This window comes from Streptomyces ambofaciens ATCC 23877 (genome assembly GCF_001267885.1).
Taxonomy (GTDB): Bacteria; Actinomycetota; Actinomycetes; order Streptomycetales; family Streptomycetaceae; genus Streptomyces; species Streptomyces ambofaciens.
In genome coordinates, this window is the sequence record NZ_CP012382.1 from 5346702 (window position 1) to 5370195 (window position 23494).

Here is a 23494-nt window from a genome sequence, read left to right on the forward strand (position 1 = left end):
CTCTAGGGTCGTGCCTGCGGTCGGGTAACAGCTGATCGTGCTTCCAGGGTATTACGTGACACGTGCGAGGGAGGGGCTCGATGACGGACGCGGACATCACCACCGCGACCACGCCCGCAGCCGACTGGCAGGCCTGGCAGAAGAGCTGGGACCGGCAGCAGGAGTGGTACATGCCCGACCGGGAGGACCGCTTCCGGATCATGCTGGACATGGTCGAGGCCCTGGTCGGCCCCGCGCCGCGCGTGCTCGACCTCGCCTGCGGCACCGGGACCATCACGGCCCGGCTGCTGGACCGGTTCCCGGAGGCCACCAGCACCGGTGTGGACCTCGATCCCGCCCTCCTCGCCATCGCCGAGGGCACCTTCGCGGGCGACGACCGGGTCCGTCTGGTCACCGCCGACCTCAAGGACCCCCGCTGGACGGCGGAGCTGCCGTACGACTCCTACGACGCCGTGCTCACCGCCACGGCCCTGCACTGGCTCCACGCCGAACCCCTCGCGGCCCTCTACGGTCGGATCGCGGAGGTCGTCCGCGACGGCGGTGTCTTCATGAACGCGGACCACATGATCGACGAGACGACGCCCCGGATCAACGCGGCCGAGCGCGCCCACCGGCACGCGCAGATGGACGCCGCCAAGGCGAGGGGCGCGCTCGACTGGGCCGAGTGGTGGCGGCTCGCCGCCGAGGACCCGGTCCTCGCCGGGCCCACCGCCCGCCGCTTCGAGATCTACGGCGAGCACGCCGACGGCGACATGCCCTCGGCGGCGTGGCACGCGCGCGTGCTGCGCGAGAAGGGCTTCGGCGAGGCACGGCCGGTGTGGTGCTCGCCGTCGGACACGCTGCTGCTGGCCCTCAAGTAACCGGTGGACAAGCCGAGGGGCGGTACGGAGATCCGTACCGCCCCTTCGTCGCGCCGTGGGTGCGGGCGTTCAGAGAACCTTGGACAGGAACGCCTTCGTCCGCTCGTGCTGCGGGTCCGTCAGGACATCGCGCGGGTTGCCCGACTCGACCACCACACCGTCGTCCATGAAGACCAGGCTGTCGCCGACCTCGCGGGCGAAGCCCATCTCGTGGGTGACGACGACCATCGTCATGCCGGACTCGGCGAGGTCGCGCATGACGTCGAGGACGTCACCGACCAGCTCCGGGTCGAGCGCCGAGGTGGGCTCGTCGAACAGCATCAGCTTCGGGTCCATGGCGAGGGCCCGCGCGATGGCGACGCGCTGCTGCTGGCCGCCGGAGAGCTGCGAGGGGTAGTTGCCGGCCTTGTCGCCCAGGCCCACCCGCTCCAGGAGCTGGCGTGCGCGGTCCCGGGCCTGGCTCCGGCTGACGCCCTTGACCTGGACCGGTGCCTCCATGACGTTCTCGACGGCCGTCATGTGGGGGAACAGGTTGAAGCGCTGGAAGACCATGCCGATGTCCCGGCGCTTGACGGCGACCTCGCTGTCCTTGAGCTCGTAGAGCTTGTCGCCCTTCTGGCGGTAGCCCACCAGCTCGCCGTCGACGTACAGCCGCCCGGAGTTGATCTTCTCCAGGTGGTTGATGCAGCGCAGGAAGGTGGACTTTCCCGAGCCGGAGGGGCCGATGAGGCAGAACACCTCGCCCTGCTCCACCTCCAGGTCGATGCCCTTGAGGACCTCGACCGCGCCGAAGGACTTGTGGACGCCCTCGGCCTTCACCATGGCGGTCATGCCGCGCCTCCCGTCGTCTTGGAGCGGTTCGACAGGGACAGCAGGTTCGCCCTGATCTTCTGCATCGGGGTGGCCGGCAGGCTGCGGCTGGAACCGCGCGCGTAGTAGCGCTCCAGGTAGTACTGGCCGACGCTGAAGACCGAGGTCAGCAGCAGGTACCAGGCCGCGGCCAGGAACAGCATCTCGGCCGGGGCGCCGGAGGTCTGGCCGATGTCCTGGGCGACCCGGAACAACTCGGCGTACTGGACGACCGACACCAGTGAGGTCGTCTTCAGCATGTTGATGACCTCGTTGCCGGTCGGCGGCACGATCACGCGCATCGCCTGCGGCACCACGATCCGGCGCAGTGTCTTGGTGTGGCTCATGCCGAGCGCGTGCGCCGCCTCGGTCTGGCCCTCGTCGACCGCGAGCAGACCGGCGCGGCAGATCTCCGCCATGTACGCGGCCTCGTTGAGGCCGAGGCCGAGCAGCGCCGTCAGGAACGGCGTCATGAAGTCCGACCACTCGTCGCGGTAGAACGGGCCGAGGTTGATGTACTCGAAGACCAGGCCCAGGTTGAACCAGACGACCAGCTGCACCAGGACCGGCGTGCCGCGGAAGAACCAGATGTAGAACCACGCGATGGACGAGGTCACCGGGTTCTTCGACAGCCGCATGACGGCGAGCATGATGCCGCCGACGACGCCGATCAGCATCGCCAGGACGGTGATCAGGAGCGTCTTGCCCATGCCGGTCAGGACGCGGTCGTCGAAGAAGTAGTCCGGGATCGCACCCCAGTTGATCTTGCCCTGGGAGAACGCGTACACGACGGCGGCCAGCAGCGCGATCGCGACGACCGCGGAGATGTACCGCCCGTAGTGCCGGACCGGAATGGCCTTGATGGCTTCCGGTCCGGCCGGCGGGGTGTCGGCCGGGCCGCCCGCCGTCTTGTCGATGTCAACAGTCACGGATGTTGCCTTTCAGTGCCCGCCGCGCGGTCACTTGCCGCCGTTGATGGTGGCCTCCGTGACGGCGCCTTCCGCCACGCCCCACTTGTCCATGATCTTCTTGTACTCGCCGTTGGCGATGACCGCGTCCAGCGCCGCCTTCAGGGCGTCCCGCAGCTGCGCGTTGTCCTTGGCGACCGCGATGCCGTACGGGGCGGCCTCGACCTGCTCGCCGACGAGCTGGAAGTCGTTGCCGCCGCCGGAGGTCTTCACCGCGTACGCCGCGACCGGGAAGTCGGAGGAGCCGGCGGCGGCGCCGCCCGCGCGCAGGCGGGTCTGGGCCTGCTGGTCGTTGTCGAAGGCCTCCATGGAGATCTTCTTGCCGGCCGGGCACTTCTCGTTCTCGGCCTTGGCGAGGTCCTCGGAGACCGTGCCGCGCTGGACCACGAGCTTCTTGCCGCACAGGTCGGACCAGGTCTTGATGCCCTGGTCGTCGCCCTTCTTGGTGTAGATCGAGACACCGGCGGTGAAGTAGTCCACGAAGTCGACGCCCTGGCCGACCTTCTTGCCGGTGTCGGAGTCGACGCCCTCCTGCCGGTCCTTGGTGTCGGTCATCGCGGACATGGCGATGTCGTAGCGCTTGGAGCGCAGACCGGTGATCAGCGTGTCGAAGGTGCCGTTCTCGAACTCGAACTTCACCCCGAGCTGCTTGCCCATCGCGTCCGCGAGGTCGGGGTCGATGCCGACCGTCTTGCCGGACTTGTCCTTGAACTCGACCGGGGCGTAGGCGATGTCCGAGCCGACCTTGACGACGCCCTTGTCGCGGATGGACTGGGGGAGCCTGTCGGCCAGCGGAGCGCCCGCGGCGGACTGGCTGTCGCTGCCGGAGTCGCTCTTCTCGGTCTGGTCGCCGCATCCGGTGAGCAGCAGGGCGCCTGCGACCGCGATCGCACCGACCGCTGCTAGCCGGGACTGCGCGGCGGTCGTACGACGGGTGGAGCGTGCGGTCATGGTGGTTCCTCCGGCGGATGAAAGGAGATGCCGATGGGGACGGTGGAATTCCGGTGGGGCTGGGCGCCGTCCGGGGGACCGGCAGGCGCCGTGGGTCGACGAGTGCACACGCCTTCGAGTGTCGCGACCTCGTGTGATTACGGCATCTTGCCATTCGGACTCGGCCATTCAGGGGGGACGGCATGTCAAAATCGGATAACGGGTCACCCCCCGAACCGCACCAGGTCGGTACATCCCGTCCGAACCCTTACGGGAATCGGGCCTTCCGGCCGGAAAATCTTCGGCATTCCGCTGAATGCGGGCACGGTTCGGCAGTGTGCGCGGCTGTTGAAAGCCGGTTCCGCGGGCCTGTCAAGGGCTCGAGGGAAGTTGTCCTGATCCCCGGCTATGAGCCATGTCACCGGCATGTGGCGTTCGAGGTCCGACATGTGAGCTTGCCCTTATCGGACTCGTCGAGGGGGGCGTCCGTCGGGTAAGAAGGTTCTTTACACCCCTCATCAGGGGCTCAGGGCGCGTGTGCGGCGCGCCCGTCGCGCAGGGCCCATGTGGCGCGGACAGCCATCTTCCTGCGCGGTGCCCGCCCATTCCTCACCAGGAGTGGACAAACCCTCAAACCATGAACTCTTAAGGGGTAAGACAAAGTGGCAGCGGAGATCGTCAATCCTCGCAGCGACAGCGAAGCCGGTACGGAACAGGAGGCGGGGGAGCCCCTCGACTCCTTCGACCCGGCGTTCGCTCTGCATCGCGGCGGCAAGATGGCCGTGCAGGCCACCGTGCCGATCCGTGACAAGGACGACCTGTCCCTGGCGTACACGCCCGGCGTCGCGAAAGTGTGCAGCGCGATCGCCGAGCAGCCCGACCTGGTGCACGACTACACCTGGAAGTCGTCGGTCGTGGCGGTCGTGACGGACGGTACGGCCGTCCTCGGGCTCGGGGACATCGGACCCGAGGCCTCCCTTCCGGTGATGGAGGGGAAGGCGATCCTCTTCAAGCAGTTCGGCGGTGTGGACGCGGTCCCGATCGCGCTGGACTGCACGGACGCCGACGAGATCGTCGAGACCGTGGTGCGGCTCGCTCCCTCCTTCGGCGGTGTGAACCTGGAGGACATCTCGGCGCCGCGGTGCTTCGAGATCGAGCGCAAGCTCCAGGAGCGCCTCGACATCCCGATCTTCCACGACGACCAGCACGGCACGGCGGTCGTGACACTGGCGGCGCTGCGCAACGCGGCGCGGCTGAGCGGGCGGACGCTGGGTGAGCTGCGGGCGGTGATCTCGGGCGCCGGCGCGGCCGGTGTCGCCATCGCCAAGATGCTGGTCGAGGCCGGCATCGGGGACGTGGCGGTCGCCGACCGCAAGGGCGTCGTGTCGGCCGACCGGGACGACCTCACCCCGGTCAAGCGGGAGCTGGCCTCCTTCACCAACAAGGCCGGGCTGTCCGGCACGCTGGAGGCGGCCCTGTCGGGCGCCGACGTCTTCATCGGCGTCTCCGGCGGTACGGTGCCGGAGCCGGCGGTGGCCTCGATGGCCGAGGGCGCGTTCGTCTTCGCGATGGCCAACCCGAACCCCGAGGTGCATCCGGAGGTCGCGCACAAGTACGCGGCGGTCGTCGCGACGGGGCGCTCGGACTTCCCGAACCAGATCAACAACGTGCTGGCGTTCCCGGGCATCTTCGCGGGCGCGCTGCAGGTGCGGGCTTCGCGGATCACCGAGGGCATGAAGCTCGCTGCGGCCGAGGCGCTGGCCTCCGTGGTGGGCGACGACCTCGCCGCGGACTACGTCATCCCCTCCCCGTTCGACGAGCGGGTCGCCCCGGCCGTCACGGCGGCGGTGGCGGCCGCCGCCCGCGCCGAGGGTGTCGCACGCCGATGACGGTGTGACGCACCGCGGTCCGACGGCCCCGCCCTCACGGGCGGGGCCGTTTCCGTGGCGGGGAGCGGAGCGGCCGGGCGGTGCGTCGCCGGTCGGCCGGGCGGGGCACCGCTGACAAGAGGGCGTGTGTCACAGGGCGCCACGGTTCCGGATGGCCGGTGCGGAACCTATCGTCAAGGTCATGTTCGCTGTCTACGCCGCCCGAATCGACCGCGACCAGCCGCTGACCGGCCTGGAGTTGGGGGAGCGTCCGGCTCCCGAGGCCCGCCCCGGCTGGAGCGTCGTCGATGTCAGGGCCGCTTCCCTCAACCACCACGACCTGTGGTCCCTGCGCGGTGTCGGCCTCCCCGAGGACCGGCTGCCGATGATCCTCGGCTGCGACGCCGCGGGTGTCGACGAGGACGGCAACGAGGTCGTCCTGCACTCCGTGATCGGGCAGACCGGCCACGGCGTCGGCCCCGAGGAGCCCCGCTCGATCCTCACCGAGCGCTACCCGGGGACGTTCGCCGAGCGGGTCGCCGTGCCCACCTGGAACATCCTGCCCAAGCCGAAGGAGCTCTCCTTCGAGGAGGCGGCCTGTCTGCCGACCGCCTGGCTGACGGCGTACCGGATGCTGTTCACCAACGCCGGGGTGCGTCCCGGTGACTCCGTGCTGGTGCAGGGCGCCGGCGGTGGGGTCGCCACGGCCGCGATCGTGCTCGGCAAGGCCGCGGGACTGCGGGTCTTCGCGACCAGCCGGGACGAGGCCAAGCGCAAGCGGGCCGTGGAGCTGGGAGCCGTGGAGGCCGTCGAGCCGGGCGCACGGCTGCCGCAGCGGGTCGATGCCGTGATCGAGACGGTGGGCGCCGCCACCTGGTCCCACTCGGTGAAGTCGCTGCGGCCGGGCGGCACGCTGGTCATCTCCGGCGCGACCAGCGGCGACCGGCCCTCGCACGCCGAGCTGACCCGGGTCTTCTTCCTGGAGCTCAGGATCGTCGGCTCGACGATGGGCACCAAGGACGAGCTGGAGGATCTGCTGTCCTTCTGCGCCGCCACCGGCGTGCGCCCCGTCATCGACGAGGTGCTCCCGCTGGACCGGGCCCGCGAGGGCTTCGAGCGGATGGCCTCCGGCGAACAGTTCGGCAAGATCGTGCTCAGCGGATCCTGAGCCTGCGGTTCTCCCCTTCCGCCACGGCGGGTCCGGTCTTCCGGGCCCGCCGTTCGTGTGCTTCGCCCGTCGCCCGGACCTTGTCAGGACGTCTGATGTCAATGTGGGTTGACAGTCGATGCCTGTCAATCTATGTTGACATCATGAGTGAAGCTACAGATCTCGCCGCACGTGCGGGTGATCGCGACCCCCGGGTCGGGCTGCGCGCCGTCGCGGCCCTGCGCAGGCTCCTGGAGCAGCTGGAGGCGGTGCAGGTGCGCGCCGCTCGCCATCAGGGCTGGTCGTGGCAGGAGATCGCCTCGGAGCTCGGGGTCAGCAGGCAGGCCGTGCACAAGAAGTACGGGAGGCATTGATGTTCGAGCGGTTCACGAAGGACGCGCGGGCCGTGGTGCAGGGAGCGGCCGAACATGCGGAGGAGGCGCGGGCGCAGACCGTCGAGGCCGAGCACCTGCTGCTCGCCCTGCTGGACCGCGAGGGCAGTCGTGCCTCCTTCGCGCTGGCGGCCCTCGGGGTCGGTGGGCGCCGGGAGGCGGTACGGCGGGACCTGGCCGAGGCGCGACGTCGTGCCGGGCTGACACGGGCGGAGACCGAGGCTCTCGCCGGGCTGGGGATCGACGTCTCCGAGATCGTCGCCCGGGTGGAGGAGACGCACGGCGTCGGTGCGATGTCCGGGCACCAAAGGGGCAGGCGGTGGTGGTCCGGGCACCGGGCCTTCGGCAAGGGCGCCAAGGGGGTGCTGGAACAGTCCTTGCGCGTCGCCCTCGCCCGGCAGGACCGGCACATCGGCGACGAACACATCCTCCTCGCCCTCACCGTCCGTCCCGGTGTGCCCGCCGAGGTGCTCGCCGACCACGGGGTGACCCACGAGTCGCTGAGCGCGGTGCTGGGTTCGGGGTCGGGTCGCGGTACGGGGGAGGCGTGCGCCTGAGCGTGTGCCGGTCGTGTGTGGCACGAGCGCCCGGACACCCGCAGGGGGTGCCGGGCGTCCGCTCGTTCCCGGGGTGACGCTCCGTACCGGTGCTCGGGACTCTCAGGGCTTCGGTGTCCGCAGTATCGCCCCGATGTGGGCCGCCGCCGTCGACAGGTGCCGGCGGGTGTCGCGGAGCTGGTCGGTCGTGACGCCATGGTCACGGGCCGCGTCGCGGATGTCGTCCCGGAAGCGGTCCAGCAGCCGGTCCAGGTCGCGGGCCGGGTCGCCGGTGGACTCCGAGGCGTCCTCGTGGGCCCAGGCCGGGGTGTAACCGGCCGGGAAGTCCTCGGGGGTGGCCGAGTACTCGGGAGCGGGCGCGTGTCCGGGAGCGGTGGGGCGCTCGGGCCGGTGGGTGGCCGTCCCGGTGTCGGTACGGCCGAAGCCCCAGTCCCTGCCGAGGTCCTTCCCGAAGTCCTTGCCGAAGTCGCCGACCTCCTTGGCCAGTTCGCTCAGGCCCTCGCGCAGTCCTGTCGGCCAGTCGCCGCGCGAGAAGTGGTCCTGCACCTGTTCCTGGACGCGCTGGGCGATGCGCTGCACCTCCTCCTGCGCCTGTGCCCGGGCCCGCTCCTGGGCCTCCTTGGCCTGGCGCCGGGCCCGCTGGGCCTCCTCGCGGGCGCGACGGCTCTCGTCCTTGGCGCGACGGGCCTGGTCCTTCCACTCCTGCTTGACGCGCCGCATCTCCTCCTTGGCCGCGCGCCAGGCCTCGTTCTCGTCGGCGTCCCGCGCATCGGTGGCGGAGCCGTCGCCCCCGTCGGAGGCCGCCGAGCCGGCACCCCGGCGGGCGGCGCCGGCCGCGGCCCGCATCTCCCGGCGCAGGTCACCCGCCGCCCCGCGGACGTCGGCCCGGATCTCGGCGGCGAGCTCGGCGACCGACTCGCGGATCTCCAGCTCCAGGTCGGCCAGTTCCCCACTGCGGTCGGACAGCTCGGCGCGGCCGGCGTCCGTGATGGCGTACACCTTGCGGCCGCCCTCGGTGGTGTGGGTGACCAGGCCCTCGGCCTCCAGCTTGGCCAGGCGCGGATAGACCGTGCCCGCCGACGGCGCGTACAGGCCCTGGAAACGCTCTTCGAGGAGGCGGATCACCTCGTAGCCGTGGCGCGGGGCCTCGTCCAGGAGCTTGAGGAGGTACAGGCGCAGGCGGCCGTGGGCGAAGACGGGGGGCATGTCAGAGCACCTTCTTGTCGGTCGTGCCGTCGGCCGGGGCACCGGAGGCGCCGTGGTCCCGGCCGGAAGCGGAATTGTCCCCCGGGTCGTCCTGCGGGTCGCCCACGGGGGCGGTGTCCTGGGGCTCCCCGTCCCACGGGGGGCCCTCCGTCGTCGGGCGGCGCAACAGGGCGATCGAGCCGGAGACGGTGGTGGCCTTCAGCCGGCCGGTGCCCGCGCCGAGTCGCCCGGTGATCCGCTTGGCGCCCCACTGTCCGCCCACCCGCAGGTCCTCGAAGGCGCTGGAGACCGATCCGCCGGCCGTGCTGGCCTCCACCCGGGCGTCGGCCGGCTGCGGCAGCCGGATGGCGATCTCGCCCGAGACGCTGGTCAGGTCGACGGCGGTGGGCGAGCCCGTCGTGGCCAGGTCGACGATCATCGAACCGCTGACCGAGTCGGCCCGGACGGAGGAACCCGCCTCGACCACCGTCAGATCGCCGGAGACCGAGTTGAAGCGCAGGTCGCCGGTGAGGGCCTGCGCCTCCACGTTCCCGGAGACGGTGTCGGCGCGGACCGGGCCGGCGAGGCTCACCAGCGTGGTGTCCCCGGAGACGCCCTTCACCTGGGCACGTCCGTCGAGCCCCGAGACGACGGCCGCCGCGCTGACCACGCCGACCTCCACGCGGGTGCCGGTCGGCACCGCGAGGGAGACCACCGCGCTGCGCTGCCAGCCCTTGCGGTCGAGCCACTTGAGGAAGCCCTTCCAGGGCAGATCCTCATAGGCCACCGTGAGCACGCCGTCCTGATGGGTCACGAGCAGGGGCGGCCCCTCGATCTCGGACACCTCCAGGCGGGCGGAACCCTCGTCCGTGCCCACGACGTTGACCGTTCCATGGACGATGCGTACGTGGAGTTCGCTCACGGACTCGTCGAAGGTGAGCTTCCTGGGTTCCGCGACGGACCACTCGGACATGCGGCAGACCTCCTCGACCGAACGCGCCATATCGCGTCCTCCCGATTTCACGATATATCGCGGACGGGGAAAGTCAAGGCGCCCGTTCCGGTGATCTCCGAACGGCCGGGAGGGGGGCATTGCCCTAACTTGTGACCATGTCGACGGAAGAGCCCGTGGCCGCTGCGGCCGCTGCCGGTGCCCTGCTGCTGTGCCGCGCCGAGCCGGACTCCGTGGCCGCCGTCGCCCCGCTGCTGGGCGAACGCATGCCGCTGGCCAGGGCCGGCGAGGAATGGAGCGTGCTCGTTCCCGAGGGCGGGCCCTGGCGGCACGGCGGCGAACCCGTCGACCGCGTGCTCAGCGGCTGGGCCGCCGCGCTCGCCGTGGGCGCCCCCTGGCCCGTACTCGCCCTGTGGTGGGACGCCGACCGGGCCGGCTATGCCCTCGCGTCCGGCTTTCGTCGCCCCGTCGGTTACGTGTGGCTCACGGACGGCACCCCGGTGGGCGAGGACGAGGCGATGCGCACCTTCGCCGCCCGTCTCGGCCTGGACCCCGTCCTGGACGTCCAGTCGCTGGACCGGCTGACCCGGCCCGATCCGGGGGCCGACGCACGGGCCAGGCTGCACGGACTGCTCGCGGTCCTCACGCGCGCGGGTGTCGACCTCCCCGACGGGCTCGACGCCGGTGAACCCGCCGACCGCCTCGGCGCGGTCGCCCGCGACCTGCCCGCCGCCCGGCGCACCGAGGCTCCCCGGAGGCGGCCCACCGCCGACGAGACCCGCCTCGCGCCGTGGATGCCCTGGGTGGGCGGCCCGGGGGCGCGCGCCCTGGCGCTGACACAGATGGCGGCGGGCCTGCCGCTCACCGCCTGGGGCCTACGGCGTCACAGCGGCGGCTGGACGGCGGCGGGGGCACTGCTCATGGCGCACGGCGCCGTGGGAACGGCGTACGGCCTCTCGCGGCGTCCCTGACAGGCGCGGGCCCGCCCCCCTGACCGGCCGCGCGGCGGCGTTCGGCGTGACGGCCCGGCGGCGGCCGGTGGGGTGGTCCTGCGACGGCGGCGCGAGGAGTGGGTCGACCACGGGGGGCGACCCCCATGGGGCGGCGACGTGGGGCGGCCCGGCGACGCGGGTCGGCGAGGGCGGGGCGGCCCGGCGACGGCGGCGCGGGGGTGGCCCGGCGTCGCCGGGCCGGGTGGTCACGCGTCCTCGTCGTCCTCGTCGTCCAGCCGCGCCAGCCACGTCGCCAGCCGCTCCACGGGCACCTCGAAGTCCGGGTTCAGGTCGACGAAGGTCCGCAGCTGCTCGGCGAGCCACTCGAAGGTGACCTCCTCCTCGCCGCGCCGCTTCGCCAGTTCCTCGATGCCGCGGTCTGTGAAGTACAACGTGTTCTCCGTCGGATGGGCCGGCCGGACCGGCCGGGTCGAACAGGGGCGGATCCGTCGGAACCGCTGGTCCCAGGATATGCGGTGCCCGGCACGCCGAAGGGCCCGGTCCGCGTTCCGAGGAACGCGGACCGGGCCCGAGGAACGCGGACCGGGCCCTTCGGGACCGCCGTCGGGGCACGTCAGGCCCGTACGAGGATCAGGCCTCGAACACCTCGCGCACCAGCTGCTCCTGCTCGGCCTGGTGCCGCTTCGCGGAACCCACGGCCGGGGACGAGCCGTGCGGCCGCGAGATGCGGCGCAGACGCTCGCCGTGCGGCACGTCGGCGCCGACCGCCAGGTCCAGGTGGTCGATCAGGTTGAGCGCGATGAACGGCCAGGCACCCTGGTTCGCCGGCTCCTCCTGGGCCCACAGGTACTTCTCGGCGTTCGGGTACTTGGCGATCTCCGCCTGGAGCTCGGTACCCGGCAGCGGGTACAGGCGCTCGATGCGGATGATGGCCGTGTCCGTGACGCCGCGCTTCTTCCGCTCGGCCTCGAGGTCGTAGTAGACCTTGCCCGCGCAGAAGACGACCTTCCTGACCGCGGCGGCGTCGACCGAGTCGTCGCCGATGACCGGGCGGAACTGGCCCGTCGTGAACTCCTCCGCCTTCGAGGCCGCGGCCTTCAGGCGCAGCATCGACTTCGGGGTGAAGACCACCAGCGGCTTGTGGTGCGGGTTGTGCACCTGCCACCGCAGGAGGTGGAAGTAGTTCGACGGCAGGGTCGGCATCGCGACCGTCATGTTGTTCTGCGCGCAGAGCTGGAGGAAGCGCTCCGGGCGGGCCGAGGAGTGGTCCGGGCCCTGGCCCTCGTAGCCGTGCGGGAGCAGGAGCGTGACGCCGCTCGTCTGGTTCCACTTCTGCTCGGCCGACGAGATGAACTCGTCCACGACCGTCTGCGCGCCGTTGACGAAGTCGCCGAACTGCGCCTCCCACATCACCAGCGCGTCCGGGCGGGCCAGCGAGTAGCCGTACTCGAAGCCCATCACCGCGTACTCGGAGAGCAGCGAGTTGTAGACGTTGTACCGGGCCTGGTCCTCGGACAGGTACAGCAGCGGCGTGAACTCGTCACCGGTCTCCCGGTCGATGACGACCGCGTGACGCTGGCCGAAGGTGCCGCGCTGGGAGTCCTGGCCCGTCAGACGGACCGGCACGCCCTCCAGGAGGAGGGAGCCGACGGCGAGGGTCTCGCCCATGCCCCAGTCGATCGTGCCGTCCTCGACCATCGCCGCGCGGCGCTGCAGCTGCGGCAGCAGACGCGGGTGGATGGTGACGTGGTCGGGGATGTTGACCTGGGACTCGGCGATCCGCTTGACGGTCTCGGCGCTGACCGCGGTGTTCACGGCGACCGGGAACTCGGCCTGCGGGTCCGAGGGCTCCGCGGCGGACGGCTGCGAGACGGCCTCGCGGACCTCGGTGAAGACCTTCTCCAGCTGGCCCTGGTAGTCCTGGAGCGCCTGCTCGGCCTCCTCCAGGGTGATGTCGCCGCGACCGATGAGGGACTCGGTGTACAGCTTGCGCACCGAGCGCTTCTTGTCGATCAGGTCGTACATCAGCGGCTGGGTGAAGGCCGGGTTGTCCGACTCGTTGTGACCGCGGCGGCGGTAGCAGATGAGGTCGATCACCACGTCCTTGTTGAACGCCTGGCGGAACTCGAAGGCGAGCCGCGCGACGCGGACCACGGCCTCCGGGTCGTCGCCGTTCACGTGGAAGATGGGGGCCTCGATCATGCGGGCCACGTCGGTGGCGTACATCGACGAGCGCGAGGACTCCGGCGCGGCGGTGAAGCCGACCTGGTTGTTGATGACGACGTGGACCGTGCCGCCGGTGCGGTAGCCGCGCAGCTGCGACATGTTCAGGGTCTCGGCCACCACGCCCTGGCCCGCGAAGGCCGCGTCGCCGTGGATCGCCACCGGCAGGACGGTGAAGTCCGTGCCGCCCTTGTTGATGATGTCCTGCTTGGCGCGCGCGACGCCCTCCAGGACCGGGTCCACCGCCTCCAGGTGCGAGGGGTTGGCGACCAGCGAGACGTTGATCTGCTCGCCGTCCAGCCCGGTGAAGGTGCCCTCGGCGCCCAGGTGGTACTTCACGTCACCGGAGCCGTGCATCGACTTCGGGTCGAGGTTGCCCTCGAACTCGCGGAAGATCTGCGCGTACGACTTGCCGACGACGTTGGCCAGCACGTTCAGCCGGCCGCGGTGGGCCATGCCGATGACGACCTCGTCCAGCCGGGACTCCGCCGCCGAGTCGATGACCGCGTCCAGCAGCGGGATGACGGACTCGCCGCCCTCCAGGGAGAAGCGCTTCTGGCCGACGTACTTGGTCTGCAGGAAGGTCTCGAAGGCCTCCGCCGCGTTCAGCCGGCGCAGGATGCGCAGCTGCTCCTCGCGCTCCGGCTTGGTGTGCGAGCGCTCGATGCGGTCCTGGATCCACTTGCGCTGCTTCGGGTCCTGGATGTGCATGAACTCGACGCCGGTGGTGCGGCAGTACGAGTCGCGCAGCACGCCGAGGATGTCGCGCAGCTTCATCAGGGACTTGCCGGCGAAACCGCCGACCGCGAACTCGCGCTCCAGGTCCCACAGGGTGAGCCCGTGCTCGGTGATGTCCAGGTCGGGGTGCTTGCGCTGCTGGTACTCCAGCGGGTCGGTGTCGGCCATGACGTGGCCGCGGACCCGGTAGGAGTGGATCAGCTCGAAGACGCGGGCGGCCTTGGTGACGTCGTCGTCGTGCGAGGCGTCGATGTCCTTGAGCCAGCGGACCGGCTCGTAGGGGATGCGCAGCGCCTCGAAGATCTCGTCGTAGAAGCCGTTCTCGCCGAGGAGGAGGTTGGCGACCTGGCGCAGGAACTCGCCGGAGGCGGCGCCCTGGATGACCCGGTGGTCGTAGGTCGACGTGAGCGTCATGACCTTCGAGATGCCGAGCTTGTTCAGGGTGTCCTGGGAGGTGCCCTGGAACTCCGCCGGGTAGTCCATCGAGCCGACGCCCATGATGACCGACTGGCCGGGCATCAGGCGCGGCACCGAGTGGACGGTGCCGAGGCCGCCGGGGTTGGTCAGGGAGACCGTGACGCCGGAGAAGTCGTCCATCGTCAGCTTGCCGTCGCGGGCGCGGCGGACGATGTCCTCGTAGGCCTGCCAGAACTCGAAGAAGTTCAGCGTCTCGGCCTTCTTGATCGCCGCGACGACGAGCTGGCGGTCGCCGTTGGGCTTGACCAGGTCGATGGCGAGACCGAGGTTGACGTGCGCCGGCTTGACGAGGGTCGGCTTGCCGTCCTTCTCGCCGAACGAGTAGTTCATCGCCGGCATGGCCTTGATGGCCTGCACCATCGCGTAGCCGATCAGGTGCGTGAAGGAGATCTTCCCGCCCCGGGCGCGCTTGAGGTGGTTGTTGATGACGATGCGGTTGTCGAACAGCAGCTTCACCGGGACCGCGCGCACGGACGTGGCCGTGGGCAGCTCCAGCGAGGCGTTCATGTTCTTCGCGACCGCGGCGGCCGGGCCGCGCAGCGTCACCGTCTCGGGGCCCTCGGAGGCCGCGGCGGCGTCCTTCGCGGGGGCGGCCGCCTTGGCCGCGGGCTTGGCGGCGGGCTGGGCCTGCGCGGGCTTGGCCGCCGGAGCGGCGGCGGGCTGCGCGGCCGGCTTCGCGGCGGGGGCCGGCTGGGGAGCCGCCGGGGCGGGAGCCGCCGGGGCGGGTGCCGCCTGGGCCTGGGCCGGGGCGGGAGCCTGCGCCGGGGGCGCGGGGGCGGCCTGGGGCGTGCCCGCGCTCTCGTTCGCGGTACCGGAAGCCGGCTGGGCCGCGGCCGCTCCGGGCTTGTAGTCGGCGAAGAAGTCCCACCAGGCTCGGTCCACGGAATTCGGATCCTGGAGGTACTGCTGATAAATCTCGTCGACGAGCCACTCATTGGCACCGAACGCGGCAGCGGGGTTCTTGCCCGCTTGGTCGGTGTCGGTCGAGATGCTCGAGTTACTGGGGGACTGTGGCGACACGGCGAGAACCGCCCTCTTCCGCTTCACAAGATGGTGGACAGCGGGAATCAAGGCTACGCCTCCCCGACCCGGAAGGTCAGACCGGGCCCGTTCATCGTCGCGTAAGTCACATTGCAGACCGCGTTTCGGCGCTGGAAATGGCGGGAAACAAGCGAGGTTCTGATGCGTGAGGGAACGGGAGACCGGGACCCGGCGCCGGTAAAACGCGGGCCTGTGCCTGATCACACGTGTCCGTCGGCGCGGATGCCCGTGGATCTTGGCGCTCCGCTTCGAACCCTACGTCAACTCGGTACCGAGGGCAGGCCCGGAAGAGTGATGAGAATCCGGCATCCCCGCTCGGATTCGGCCACACCGATCCGGCCGCCGTGCAGATCCACCGCCCAGCGGGCGATCGCCAGGCCGAGCCCGGTGCCGCCGTCGCTGCCCGGACCGTGCGGCCGGGACACCGAACCCCGGTTGAACCGCTCGAAGACCCGGCGCCACTCCGAGCGCGGGATGCCGGGGCCCTCGTCGAGGACCTCCAGCTCCAGCGACTCCGGGAGATCGCCGCGCCGCGCCTTGACCGTCACCCGGCCGTGCGGCGGACTGTGCTTGACCGCGTTGTCGATGAGGTTGGCGACGACCTGGTGGATGCGCTCGGGGTCGGCGTGCGCGGTCAGGTCCGGCGGGAAGACGTCGAGCGCCAGATGGACGTCGGTGCGGGTGTGGCTGCCGGAGCCGGAGGCGATGCCCGCGCGCGCGGAGGCGACCATGTTGGCCTCCTTCAGCACGCCGGACAGGTAGGGCCACACCTCGAAACGCCGCTTGCGCAGCGGTATGACGCCGTTGTCCAGGCGGGAGAGGTCCAGCAGCGTCTCCACCAGCCGGCCGAGCCGCTCCGTCTGCCCGAGGGCCGTCCGCATGGTCTCCGGATCGGCCTCGGTGACCCCGTCGACGATGTTCTCCAGCACCGCCCGCAGGCCCGCGATCGGGGTGCGCAGCTCGTGCGAGACGTTCGCCACCAGTTCCTTGCGCTGCCGGTCCTGGGCCTCCAGGTCGTCGGCCATGCGGTTGATGGTGACGGCCAGGTCGCCCAGCTCGTCGCGGCGGTTCTCGCGCACCCGGCGCGTGTAGTCGCCGTGCGAGATCGACCGGGCCACGGCGTTCATCTCGTCCAGCGGAGCGGTGAGCGAGTGGGCCACGAACTGCGTGATCAGCAGGGTGGCGATCATCGAGAAGACCGTGATGAAGCGCAGCTCCGTCTTGGTGTGCACCGCGATCACCGACAGGCCCGTGGTGATCAGCACCGACGTGACGACCAGCGCGCCCAGCTTGGTCTTGATCGAGAACGGGCGAACACCGCCCCAGGGATCCCCGGTTCTCCGGGGGCCGGGGCTCTTCCGTGCGGCCTCCCGTCCCCGGCTCATGGCGTCGGCGTCTCCAGCGCGTAGCCCACGCCGTGCACGGTGCGGATGCGCTCGGCGCCGATCTTGCGGCGCAGCGCCTTGATGTGGCTGTCCACGGTCCGGGTGCCGGAGGCGTCCGCCCAGTCCCACACCTCGGCCAGCAGCTGCTCGCGGGAGAGCACCGCGCGCGGGGTGTTCGCGAGGCACACCAGCAGGTCGAACTCGGTGGGGGTGAGGTGGACGTCCTCGCTGCGCACCCGTACCCGGCGCTGCGCGTGGTCGATCTCCAGTTCGCCGAGGCGCAGGATGCCGCTGCGCGGCGTGGAGGCGGCCACGACGGCCCGCTCCACCCGGCGCAGCAGGACGTGCACGCGCGCGGCGAGCTCACGCATCGAGAACGGCTTGGTCATGTAGTCGTCGGCGCCGACGCCGAGCCCGACCAGCATGTCCGTCTCGTCGTCGCGCGCGGTGAGCATGAGCACCGGTACCGGGCGGGAGGCCTGCACGCGGCGGCAGACCTCCAGGCCGTCGAAGCCGGGCAGCATGATGTCGAGGATCAGCAGGTCGGGCTGCCAGGCCTCGGCCGTGTCGACGGCGGCCGGACCGTCGCCCGCCGTTTGCACCAGGAACCCCTCGGCGCGCAGGCGGGTCGCGATGGCGTCCACGATCGTCTGGTCGTCCTCGACCACCAGCACCCGGCGCTGTGCGCCCTGGGTGGCCGTCGCCGTGCCGTTGTGGGAGGTCTGTGTCTGCTCCATCGCCCGCCCCTGAGGTGTGCTTACCGGAATCAGTGGGGTGATCCCTCGTCTGCGCATGACTGCGATTGACGCTTGAATGACCGCGTCAGGTCAGCAGCGTACGGGGAGTCACGGCGCCTTTGCTATCCAGGCCCGACGCCGAGGTGGACGACGTCCGGAACGCCCCGGGCAACGGGGATCTCTTCGGTACGCACCTGCTGGAACCCGGCAATACGCAAGGTTTCTTCGAATTCCGGAGAGGGCTGCGCAGACCATACGGCAAGCACCCCGCCGGGCCTCAACACCCGTGCGCACCCGGCCAGTCCGGCCCCCGAGTACAGCCCGCCGTTGCCGTCGGTGACGGTCCAGTCGGGGCCGTTGTCGATGTCCAGGCACAGGGCGTCGTACGTGGCGGAAGTCTCATTGACGTGATCGATCAGATCCGCCTCGACGATCTCCGTGCGCGGATCGGCCAGCGCCTCCGCGGACATCCCGGCCAGCGGTCCGCCGAGGTGCCAGTCGATGACGGCGCGCTCCCGCTCGACGACCGCGATCCGGCCCCAGCGCGGGTCGGCCGCCGCGTGCGCGAGCGAGAAGCCGACGCCGAGGCCGCCGATGAGCAGGTGCGGCGCGGGCCGCTCGCCGGAGGCGGTGAGCGCGTCGGCCGCCGCGTCGACCAGCCGCCGCTCCGAGCGTCCGTCGGAGGTGTCCATCAGGAAGCAGCCGTTCGCGATGATCTGGAGCAGTGCCCCGTGCCGGCGCAGGACCACCTCGCCGTACGGGCCCTCGCGACGGTCCAGCACTTCGGGGAGGTCGTGGGAGTCGTGGGAAGTGACGGGCATCGGCCCATCCTGGCAGGGGGAATGCCGAAGGGCCCGGCCTTGCTCCCACTTGGGCGGCTCTCGGGCAGCCGTCGGGGAGGCCCTCGGGCGGCTCTCCGGCGCCTGACCGTGCTCCGACGCGCTCCCGGCCAGGCGCACGACCGGCCCTCGGTCTTGATCGCTCACAGCGAACACGCCTTGGGGAACAATGCGGGACTCTCTTTCATTGAGTCGATGTAACTCAACTTGACTGCCGAAGGGGAGATCATGGCTGCTGAGTCCGCCGCCTTCACACCGCTCACCCTGCCCGTGCTGCCGCTCGACGACGAAGTGGTCCTGCCCGGCATGGTCGTCCCCCTGGACCTGAGCGACGCCGAGGTACGGGCCGCGGTGGAGGCCGCCCAGGCCGCCGCCAGGTCCGAGCCCGGCAAGCCCCGGGTCCTCCTCGTCCCGCGGGTCGACGGCACCTACGCGAAGACCGGCGTCCTGGGCACGGTCGAGCAGGTCGGCCGTCTCGCCGACGGCGACCCGGGCGCCCTGGTCCGCGGCCGGAGCCGGGTGCGGATCGGCGCCGGCACCACCGGGCCCGGCGCCGCGCTGTGGGTCGAGGGCACCCGCGTGGACGAGACCGTCCCGGAGCCGCTGCCGGGACAGGTCGCCGAACTGGCGAAGGAGTACAAGGCCCTCGCCACCGTCTGGCTGCGCAAGCGCGGCGCCTGGCAGGTCGTGGACCGCGTCCAGGCCATCGACGACGTCTCCGCGCTCGCCGACAACTCCGGCTACTCGCCCTTCCTCACCACCGAGCAGAAGGTCGAGCTGCTGGAGACCACCGACCCGGTCGCCCGCCTCAGGCTCGCCACCCAGCAGCTGCGCGATCACCTCGCCGAGCAGGACGTCGCCGAGACCATCGCCAAGGACGTCCAGGAGGGCGTCGACAAGCAGCAGCGGGAGTTCCTGCTGCGCCGCCAGCTCGAGGCCGTGCGCAAGGAGCTGCGGGAGCTGAACGGCGACGGCAAGGACTCCGTCGAGGAGTCCGACGACTACCGCGCCCGCGTCGAGGCCGCCGACCTGCCCGAGAAGGTCCGCGAGGCCGCGCTCAAGGAGGTCGACAAGCTGGAGCGGTCCTCCGACCAGTCCCCGGAGGGCTCCTGGATCCGCACCTGGCTCGACACGGTCCTGGAGATGCCGTGGAACGAGCGGACCGAGGACGCCTACGACATCCAGGGCGCCCGGGCCGTCCTGGACGCCGAGCACGCGGGGCTGGAGGACGTCAAGGAGCGCATCACCGAGTACCTGGCGGTGCGCAAGCGCCGCGGCGACCGGGGCCTCGGTGTCGTCGGCGGACGGCGCGGCGGTGCCGTGCTGGCCCTGGTGGGCCCGCCCGGCGTCGGCAAGACCTCGCTCGGCGAGTCCGTCGCCCACGCGATGGGCCGCGAGTTCGTCCGCGTCGCCCTCGGCGGCGTCCGCGACGAGGCCGAGATCCGCGGCCACCGGCGTACGTACGTCGGCGCGCTGCCCGGCCGGATCGTGCGGGCGATCAAGGAGGCGGGCTCCATGAACCCGGTCGTCCTGCTCGACGAGATCGACAAGGTGGGCTCGGACTTCCGGGGCGACCCGGCCGCCGCCCTGCTCGAAGTCCTCGACCCGGCGCAGAACCACACCTTCCGGGACCACTACCTGGAGGTCGAGCTCGACCTGTCCGACGTCGTGTTCCTCGCGACGGCCAACGTCCTGGAGGCCATCCCCGAGGCCCTGCTCGACCGCATGGAGCTGGTCCGCCTCGACGGCTACACCGAGGACGAGAAGGTCGTCATCGCCCGCGACCACCTGCTCCCGCGCCAGCTGGAGCGGGCCGGTCTCGACGGGGACGAGGTGAAGGTCGAGGAGGGCGCGCTGCGCAAGCTGGCCGGGGAGTACACCCGGGAGGCGGGCGTGCGCACCCTGGAGCGGTCGATCGCCCGGCTGCTGCGCAAGGTGGCGGCCCAGCACGAGCTGGGCGAGCGGGAGCTGCCGTTCACGATCACCGACGGTGACCTGCGCGACCTGATCGGCCGGCCGCACCACGTGCCCGAGTCCGCCCAGGACCCGGCCGAGCGCCGCACCTCGGTGCCGGGCGTCGCCACGGGCCTCGCGGTCACCGGCGCGGGCGGCGACGTCCTGTACGTCGAGGCGTCGCTGGCCGACCCGGAGACGGGCGCGTCAGGCCTGACCCTGACCGGCCAGCTGGGCGACGTGATGAAGGAGTCGGCACAGATCGCGCTGAGCTTCCTGCGCAGCCACGGCGCCGAACTGGAACTGCCGGTGGCCGACCTGAAGGACCGGGGCGTGCACATCCACTTCCCTGCGGGCGCGGTCCCCAAGGACGGCCCGAGCGCCGGCATCACGATGACCACGGCCCTGGCCTCGCTGCTCTCCGGGCGGCTGGTCCGCACGGACGTGGCGATGACCGGCGAGGTCTCGCTGACCGGCCGCGTGCTGCCGATCGGCGGGGTCAAGCAGAAGCTGCTCGCGGCGCACCGGGCGGGCGTCACCACCGTGGTCATCCCCAAGCGCAACGAGCCCGACCTGGACGACGTCCCGGCGGAGGTGCTGGACAAGCTGGACGTCCACGCCGTCACCGACGTGCGCCAGGTCCTGGAACTGGCCCTCGCACCGGCGACGAACGGTGCGCGGCCCGAGGTCCCGGTCGCGGCCTGACGGAACCGCGGCCGGAAGGGCGGGGCCCCGCTTCGGGGCCCCGCCCTCGCGCGGTCAGCCGTTGGCGAGCGCCTGGACACGGTCCAGGGCGCCGTTGAACCTGTTGTGGTCGCCGACCGTCGGCCCGGACGAGGTGTACTGCCACATCGTGTAGTAGCCCCAGCCGGCCGGCAGGGTGCCCACCGCCGTGGCGTACCGGGCGATCCACAGCGGGTTGTTCGCGGCGAAGCCGCCGTAGTCGCCGGTGCACTGGGTCCACCAGCTGGTCGCCGTGTAGATCACGGCGTCGCGGCCGGTGCGGGCCTTGTAGGTGTTCAGGAAGTCGCGGATCCAGGTGACCATCTGGCTCTGCGTCTTGCCGTAGCAGGTGGCCCCGTACGGGTTCCACTCGATGTCCAGCGCGCCCGGCAGCGTCCGGCCGTCGCGGGACCAGCCGCCGCCGTGGTCGACGAAGTAGTTGGCCTGGGCGGCGCCGCTCGTCGTGTCCGGGGTGGCGAAGTGGTAGGCGCCGCGGATCATGCCGACGTTGTAGGAGCCGTTGTACTGCTGGGCGAAGTAGGGGTTGGTGTAGTACGTCCCCTCGGTGGCCTTGGCGTAGGCCCACCTGACCCCGCTGTTCCACAGGGTCGACCAGGCGACGTTGCCCTGGTGGCTGGAGACGTCGACGCCCTCCGTCTGGGTGGCGCCGCCGGGCACGGGGGTGCCGTGCCGCCCGTCGTGCTCCAGGACGCCCATGCCCAGGTGGGCGGAGCCGCGGGGCGGGACGTCGGCGGCCGACGCGGAGTGCGCCGGGAGGGTGAACAACAGGGAGAGGGCGGCGAGCAGGATTCCGGTGACGGCGGAGCGCCGCCGGAAGGCCGATCCGGATCTGTGCACGGGCATGACGTGCCTCCGCGGGCTCGGTGGTGCTCGGTGGGGGCTGCGCTGGGGAGGAGCGGGCGAGGGTGGCGGAGCATGAGGGTGGCGTGAGCATGCCACCCTTGTTCCGCGGTACGACGCTACGCACGTAGAACGGCGGGTGGAAGAGGGGCCGGGAGCCGCCGTTGGTCTAAGCCTGCGAAATACTTGCCGAGCTGCGGAGACGGCGCACCGTGGCGGAAACTTTCAGGAACGGGAAATTCTAGGCAGGGGCTGACGTGCACGAAGACGGGAACGACGGCGGTCGCGGGGCCGGCTCCGACGTGAACGGCAGTGGTGTGAACCAACCGGAGTTCCTGGCCCTGGAAAGGGAGTTGACCGTCCTGCTCCGGCGGGCCCGCGCCAACCAGGGCGAGATGGCCCGCGAGGTCCACCCCGACCTGGAATCGTCCGCGTACGGCCTCCTGGTGCGCCTCGGCGAGAGCGGCGGCCAGCGGGCCACGGAGCTGGCCGCCTACATCGGCGTCGGCAAGGCGACGATGTCCCGCCAGCTGCGCGCCCTGGAGGACCTCGGCCTCGTCGCCCGGGAGCCCGACCCCGCCGACGGCCGCGCCTGGCTGATCACGCTCACCCCGGAGGGCCAGGCCCGCGTCGGCCGGGTACGGGAGGCCCGCCGCGCCCGCTACGCCCGCCGGCTCGCCGGCTGGGACCCCCGCGAGGTGACGGAACTGGCCAGGCTGCTGCACGAACTGAACCGGGGAATGGAGAAGTAGCCCCGCCGCCCGCAGGCTTCAGAGCCCCGCCTCCCGGAGGCTTCAGTGCGCCGCCGCCCGGAGGCTCAGAGCTCCGCGTAGACCACCGTCGCGTCGTCGTGCGTCTTGCCCCGCCCCAGGAACTCCCGGGTCCCCGCCGCGTCCGCGCGCTCCAGCTCCCGGACCCGGTCCACCAGGGCCCGCGCGCCCTGCTTCCGCACCAGGGCGAGGCACTCCGCCCAGTCGCCCTCCCGGAACGTCTCCACCCACCGCGCGGCCCCGTCCGTCAGCGCCGCCAGTGTCCGCACCTCGCCGCGCGGCAGCACTCCCGTCACCGCCCGTTCCGCCACCGCCGGGTCGGCCGCGGCCGTGAAGAAGCCGCCCTCCCTGTTCCGGAGGTTCGCGTCCACCAGTGCCTCGGTGGCCAGGGCCGAGCGGGGCAACCGGGCCAGCCGGTCGTCCAGGAGGCCCGTGACGGTGCCGTCGGGGGACTCCACCAGCAGGGCCGAGTCGGACAGGACCAGGTACTCGACCGAGGCCGGGGACCAGCGGGCCAGCACCACGGTTGCCTGTGGGGTGCGTGGGTGAGAAAGGTCACAGGTTTTCACGTGCGCCGCCGCGGTATGCGCGATGGCGCGGGACAGGGCTTCGACGAGGGGAACATCCGGGAGTGAAACGGTCAGTTCGGTCAGTGCGCCGCCGAGGCGTGCGGTGAACCAGGGCACGGAATGCAGACACCCCGTCCCACTCCGCGGTGGTGTCACGCCGTCGAGGACGACGATCGAACCGCCCTGCCCCGAGGCCGGAAGTCCGACGCTCGCGAAGTCCTCGTTGGGGTGGTCGGCCTGACCGGGTTCCGAGACGAGTTCCGTGCGCATCCGGCCAGTCTGCACGACCCCTTCACAGGCTTCGCAAAAGACCGGCAAGTTGGCCGGGTGCGACGCGGTGGTGCAGGTCAGGCGCCCAATTTGGGAGGGAATTCGGCACTCCGGCAACGCGTGGCGGCACATAGTGCCACCGCCCGTCACGGACGTCCAACCGGCGCGCCGCGTGGGCGTGTCGCGCGCGCCGGGGGAACTTGCTCACCAACTCCCCTCCGGGGTTCACTCCTTCGGGTGGCGGGTC

General features: G+C 71.4%; 20 protein-coding genes. 8 read left to right on the forward strand and 12 right to left on the reverse strand.

Annotated features, from left to right (window positions below; all coding sequences use genetic code 11):
- Positions 1-80: 80 nt before the first annotated feature.
- Positions 81-860 (forward strand): class I SAM-dependent methyltransferase, encoded by a 780-nt coding sequence (locus SAM23877_RS23920; RefSeq protein ID WP_053136957.1) that lies wholly within the window; start codon positions 81-83, stop codon positions 858-860.
- Between the two features lie 69 nt (positions 861-929).
- On the opposite strand, the gene SAM23877_RS23925 is transcribed toward SAM23877_RS23920, so the two are convergent.
- Genes SAM23877_RS23925 through SAM23877_RS23935 form a run of 3 tightly spaced genes read right to left on the reverse strand, consistent with a single transcriptional unit; the run spans position 930 to position 3628 of the window.
- Positions 930-1691, reverse strand: a complete 762-nt coding sequence (locus SAM23877_RS23925) for an amino acid ABC transporter ATP-binding protein (protein ID WP_053136960.1) — start codon at positions 1689-1691, stop codon at positions 930-932.
- Entirely contained in the window at positions 1688-2638 is a 951-nt protein-coding gene (locus SAM23877_RS23930) for an amino acid ABC transporter permease (protein WP_053136963.1), read from the reverse strand. The genes SAM23877_RS23925 and SAM23877_RS23930 overlap by 4 nt, the downstream gene beginning before the upstream one ends.
- A gap of 30 nt (positions 2639-2668) precedes the next feature.
- A complete protein-coding gene (locus SAM23877_RS23935; RefSeq protein ID WP_053136967.1) occupies positions 2669-3628 on the reverse strand; it encodes an ABC transporter substrate-binding protein in 960 nt (319 codons plus the stop codon).
- Positions 3629-4269: 641 nt separating this feature from the next.
- On the opposite strand from SAM23877_RS23935, the gene SAM23877_RS23940 reads away from it, so the two are divergent.
- The 4 genes from SAM23877_RS23940 to SAM23877_RS23955 all read left to right on the forward strand — a co-directional run bounded on the left by SAM23877_RS23940 (position 4270) and on the right by SAM23877_RS23955 (position 7571).
- The gene (locus tag SAM23877_RS23940; protein ID WP_053136970.1) at positions 4270-5496 is read left to right on the forward strand and encodes an NAD(P)-dependent malic enzyme; all 1227 of its coding nucleotides are present in this window, start codon (positions 4270-4272) and stop codon (positions 5494-5496) included.
- Between the two features lie 181 nt (positions 5497-5677).
- Positions 5678-6643, forward strand: coding sequence for a zinc-binding dehydrogenase (locus tag SAM23877_RS23945; RefSeq protein WP_053142810.1), 966 nt, complete (start codon positions 5678-5680; stop codon positions 6641-6643).
- A 143-nt stretch (positions 6644-6786) separates the two neighbouring features.
- Positions 6787-6996, forward strand: coding sequence for a helix-turn-helix domain-containing protein (locus SAM23877_RS23950; protein ID WP_053142812.1), 210 nt, complete (start codon positions 6787-6789; stop codon positions 6994-6996).
- The gene (locus tag SAM23877_RS23955; RefSeq protein ID WP_053136973.1) at positions 6996-7571 is read left to right on the forward strand and encodes a Clp protease N-terminal domain-containing protein; all 576 of its coding nucleotides are present in this window, start codon (positions 6996-6998) and stop codon (positions 7569-7571) included. The genes SAM23877_RS23950 and SAM23877_RS23955 overlap by 1 nt, the downstream gene beginning before the upstream one ends.
- A gap of 102 nt (positions 7572-7673) precedes the next feature.
- On the opposite strand, the gene SAM23877_RS23960 is transcribed toward SAM23877_RS23955, so the two are convergent.
- Together SAM23877_RS23960 and SAM23877_RS23965 are read right to left on the reverse strand one after the other, a co-directional pair.
- Positions 7674-8777 (reverse strand): PadR family transcriptional regulator, encoded by a 1104-nt coding sequence (locus SAM23877_RS23960; RefSeq protein ID WP_053136975.1) that lies wholly within the window; start codon positions 8775-8777, stop codon positions 7674-7676.
- Between the two features lies 1 nt (position 8778).
- Positions 8779-9729, reverse strand: a complete 951-nt coding sequence (locus SAM23877_RS23965; RefSeq protein WP_158520031.1) for a DUF4097 family beta strand repeat-containing protein — start codon at positions 9727-9729, stop codon at positions 8779-8781.
- A gap of 137 nt (positions 9730-9866) precedes the next feature.
- Between SAM23877_RS23965 and SAM23877_RS23970 the strand changes: the two genes are divergently transcribed.
- Positions 9867-10679: a hypothetical protein gene (locus SAM23877_RS23970; RefSeq protein ID WP_053142813.1), complete on the forward strand. Its 813-nt coding sequence runs from the start codon at positions 9867-9869 to the stop codon at positions 10677-10679.
- Between the two features lie 227 nt (positions 10680-10906).
- Here the strand turns inward: SAM23877_RS23970 and SAM23877_RS23975 are convergent, their stop codons facing one another.
- The 5 genes from SAM23877_RS23975 to SAM23877_RS23995 all read right to left on the reverse strand — a co-directional run bounded on the left by SAM23877_RS23975 (position 10907) and on the right by SAM23877_RS23995 (position 18083).
- Positions 10907-11092 (reverse strand): DUF6104 family protein, encoded by a 186-nt coding sequence (locus tag SAM23877_RS23975; protein WP_053136981.1) that lies wholly within the window; start codon positions 11090-11092, stop codon positions 10907-10909.
- 199 nt (positions 11093-11291) lie between these two features.
- Entirely contained in the window at positions 11292-15119 is a 3828-nt protein-coding gene (locus SAM23877_RS23980; RefSeq protein WP_053142815.1) for a multifunctional oxoglutarate decarboxylase/oxoglutarate dehydrogenase thiamine pyrophosphate-binding subunit/dihydrolipoyllysine-residue succinyltransferase subunit, read from the reverse strand.
- Between the two features lie 281 nt (positions 15120-15400).
- Positions 15401-16525, reverse strand: coding sequence for a sensor histidine kinase (locus tag SAM23877_RS23985; protein WP_053136984.1), 1125 nt, complete (start codon positions 16523-16525; stop codon positions 15401-15403).
- A complete protein-coding gene (locus SAM23877_RS23990) occupies positions 16522-17262 on the reverse strand; it encodes a response regulator transcription factor (RefSeq protein WP_053136987.1) in 741 nt (246 codons plus the stop codon). Before SAM23877_RS23990 ends, SAM23877_RS23985 begins: the two co-directional genes overlap by 4 nt.
- 122 nt (positions 17263-17384) lie before the next feature.
- Positions 17385-18083 carry a spermidine synthase family protein gene (locus SAM23877_RS23995; RefSeq protein ID WP_053136989.1) on the reverse strand — a complete coding sequence of 233 codons (699 nt, stop codon included), beginning with the start codon at positions 18081-18083 and terminating at the stop codon, positions 17385-17387.
- A gap of 246 nt (positions 18084-18329) precedes the next feature.
- Here SAM23877_RS23995 and lon point away from each other — a divergent pair, with 246 nt between their 5' ends.
- The gene (gene lon, locus SAM23877_RS24000) at positions 18330-20759 is read left to right on the forward strand and encodes an endopeptidase La (protein ID WP_053136992.1); all 2430 of its coding nucleotides are present in this window, start codon (positions 18330-18332) and stop codon (positions 20757-20759) included.
- A 54-nt stretch (positions 20760-20813) separates the two neighbouring features.
- Here the strand turns inward: lon and SAM23877_RS24005 are convergent, their stop codons facing one another.
- Positions 20814-21641: a lysozyme gene (locus SAM23877_RS24005; protein ID WP_053136995.1), complete on the reverse strand. Its 828-nt coding sequence runs from the start codon at positions 21639-21641 to the stop codon at positions 20814-20816.
- 254 nt (positions 21642-21895) lie between these two features.
- Here SAM23877_RS24005 and SAM23877_RS24010 point away from each other — a divergent pair, with 254 nt between their 5' ends.
- The gene (locus SAM23877_RS24010) at positions 21896-22390 is read left to right on the forward strand and encodes a MarR family winged helix-turn-helix transcriptional regulator (RefSeq protein WP_053136997.1); all 495 of its coding nucleotides are present in this window, start codon (positions 21896-21898) and stop codon (positions 22388-22390) included.
- Positions 22391-22455: 65 nt separating this feature from the next.
- Here SAM23877_RS24010 and SAM23877_RS24015 read toward each other — a convergent pair whose 3' ends face one another.
- The gene (locus SAM23877_RS24015; RefSeq protein WP_053136999.1) at positions 22456-23247 is read right to left on the reverse strand and encodes a protein phosphatase 2C domain-containing protein; all 792 of its coding nucleotides are present in this window, start codon (positions 23245-23247) and stop codon (positions 22456-22458) included.
- Positions 23248-23494 lie beyond the last annotated feature (247 nt).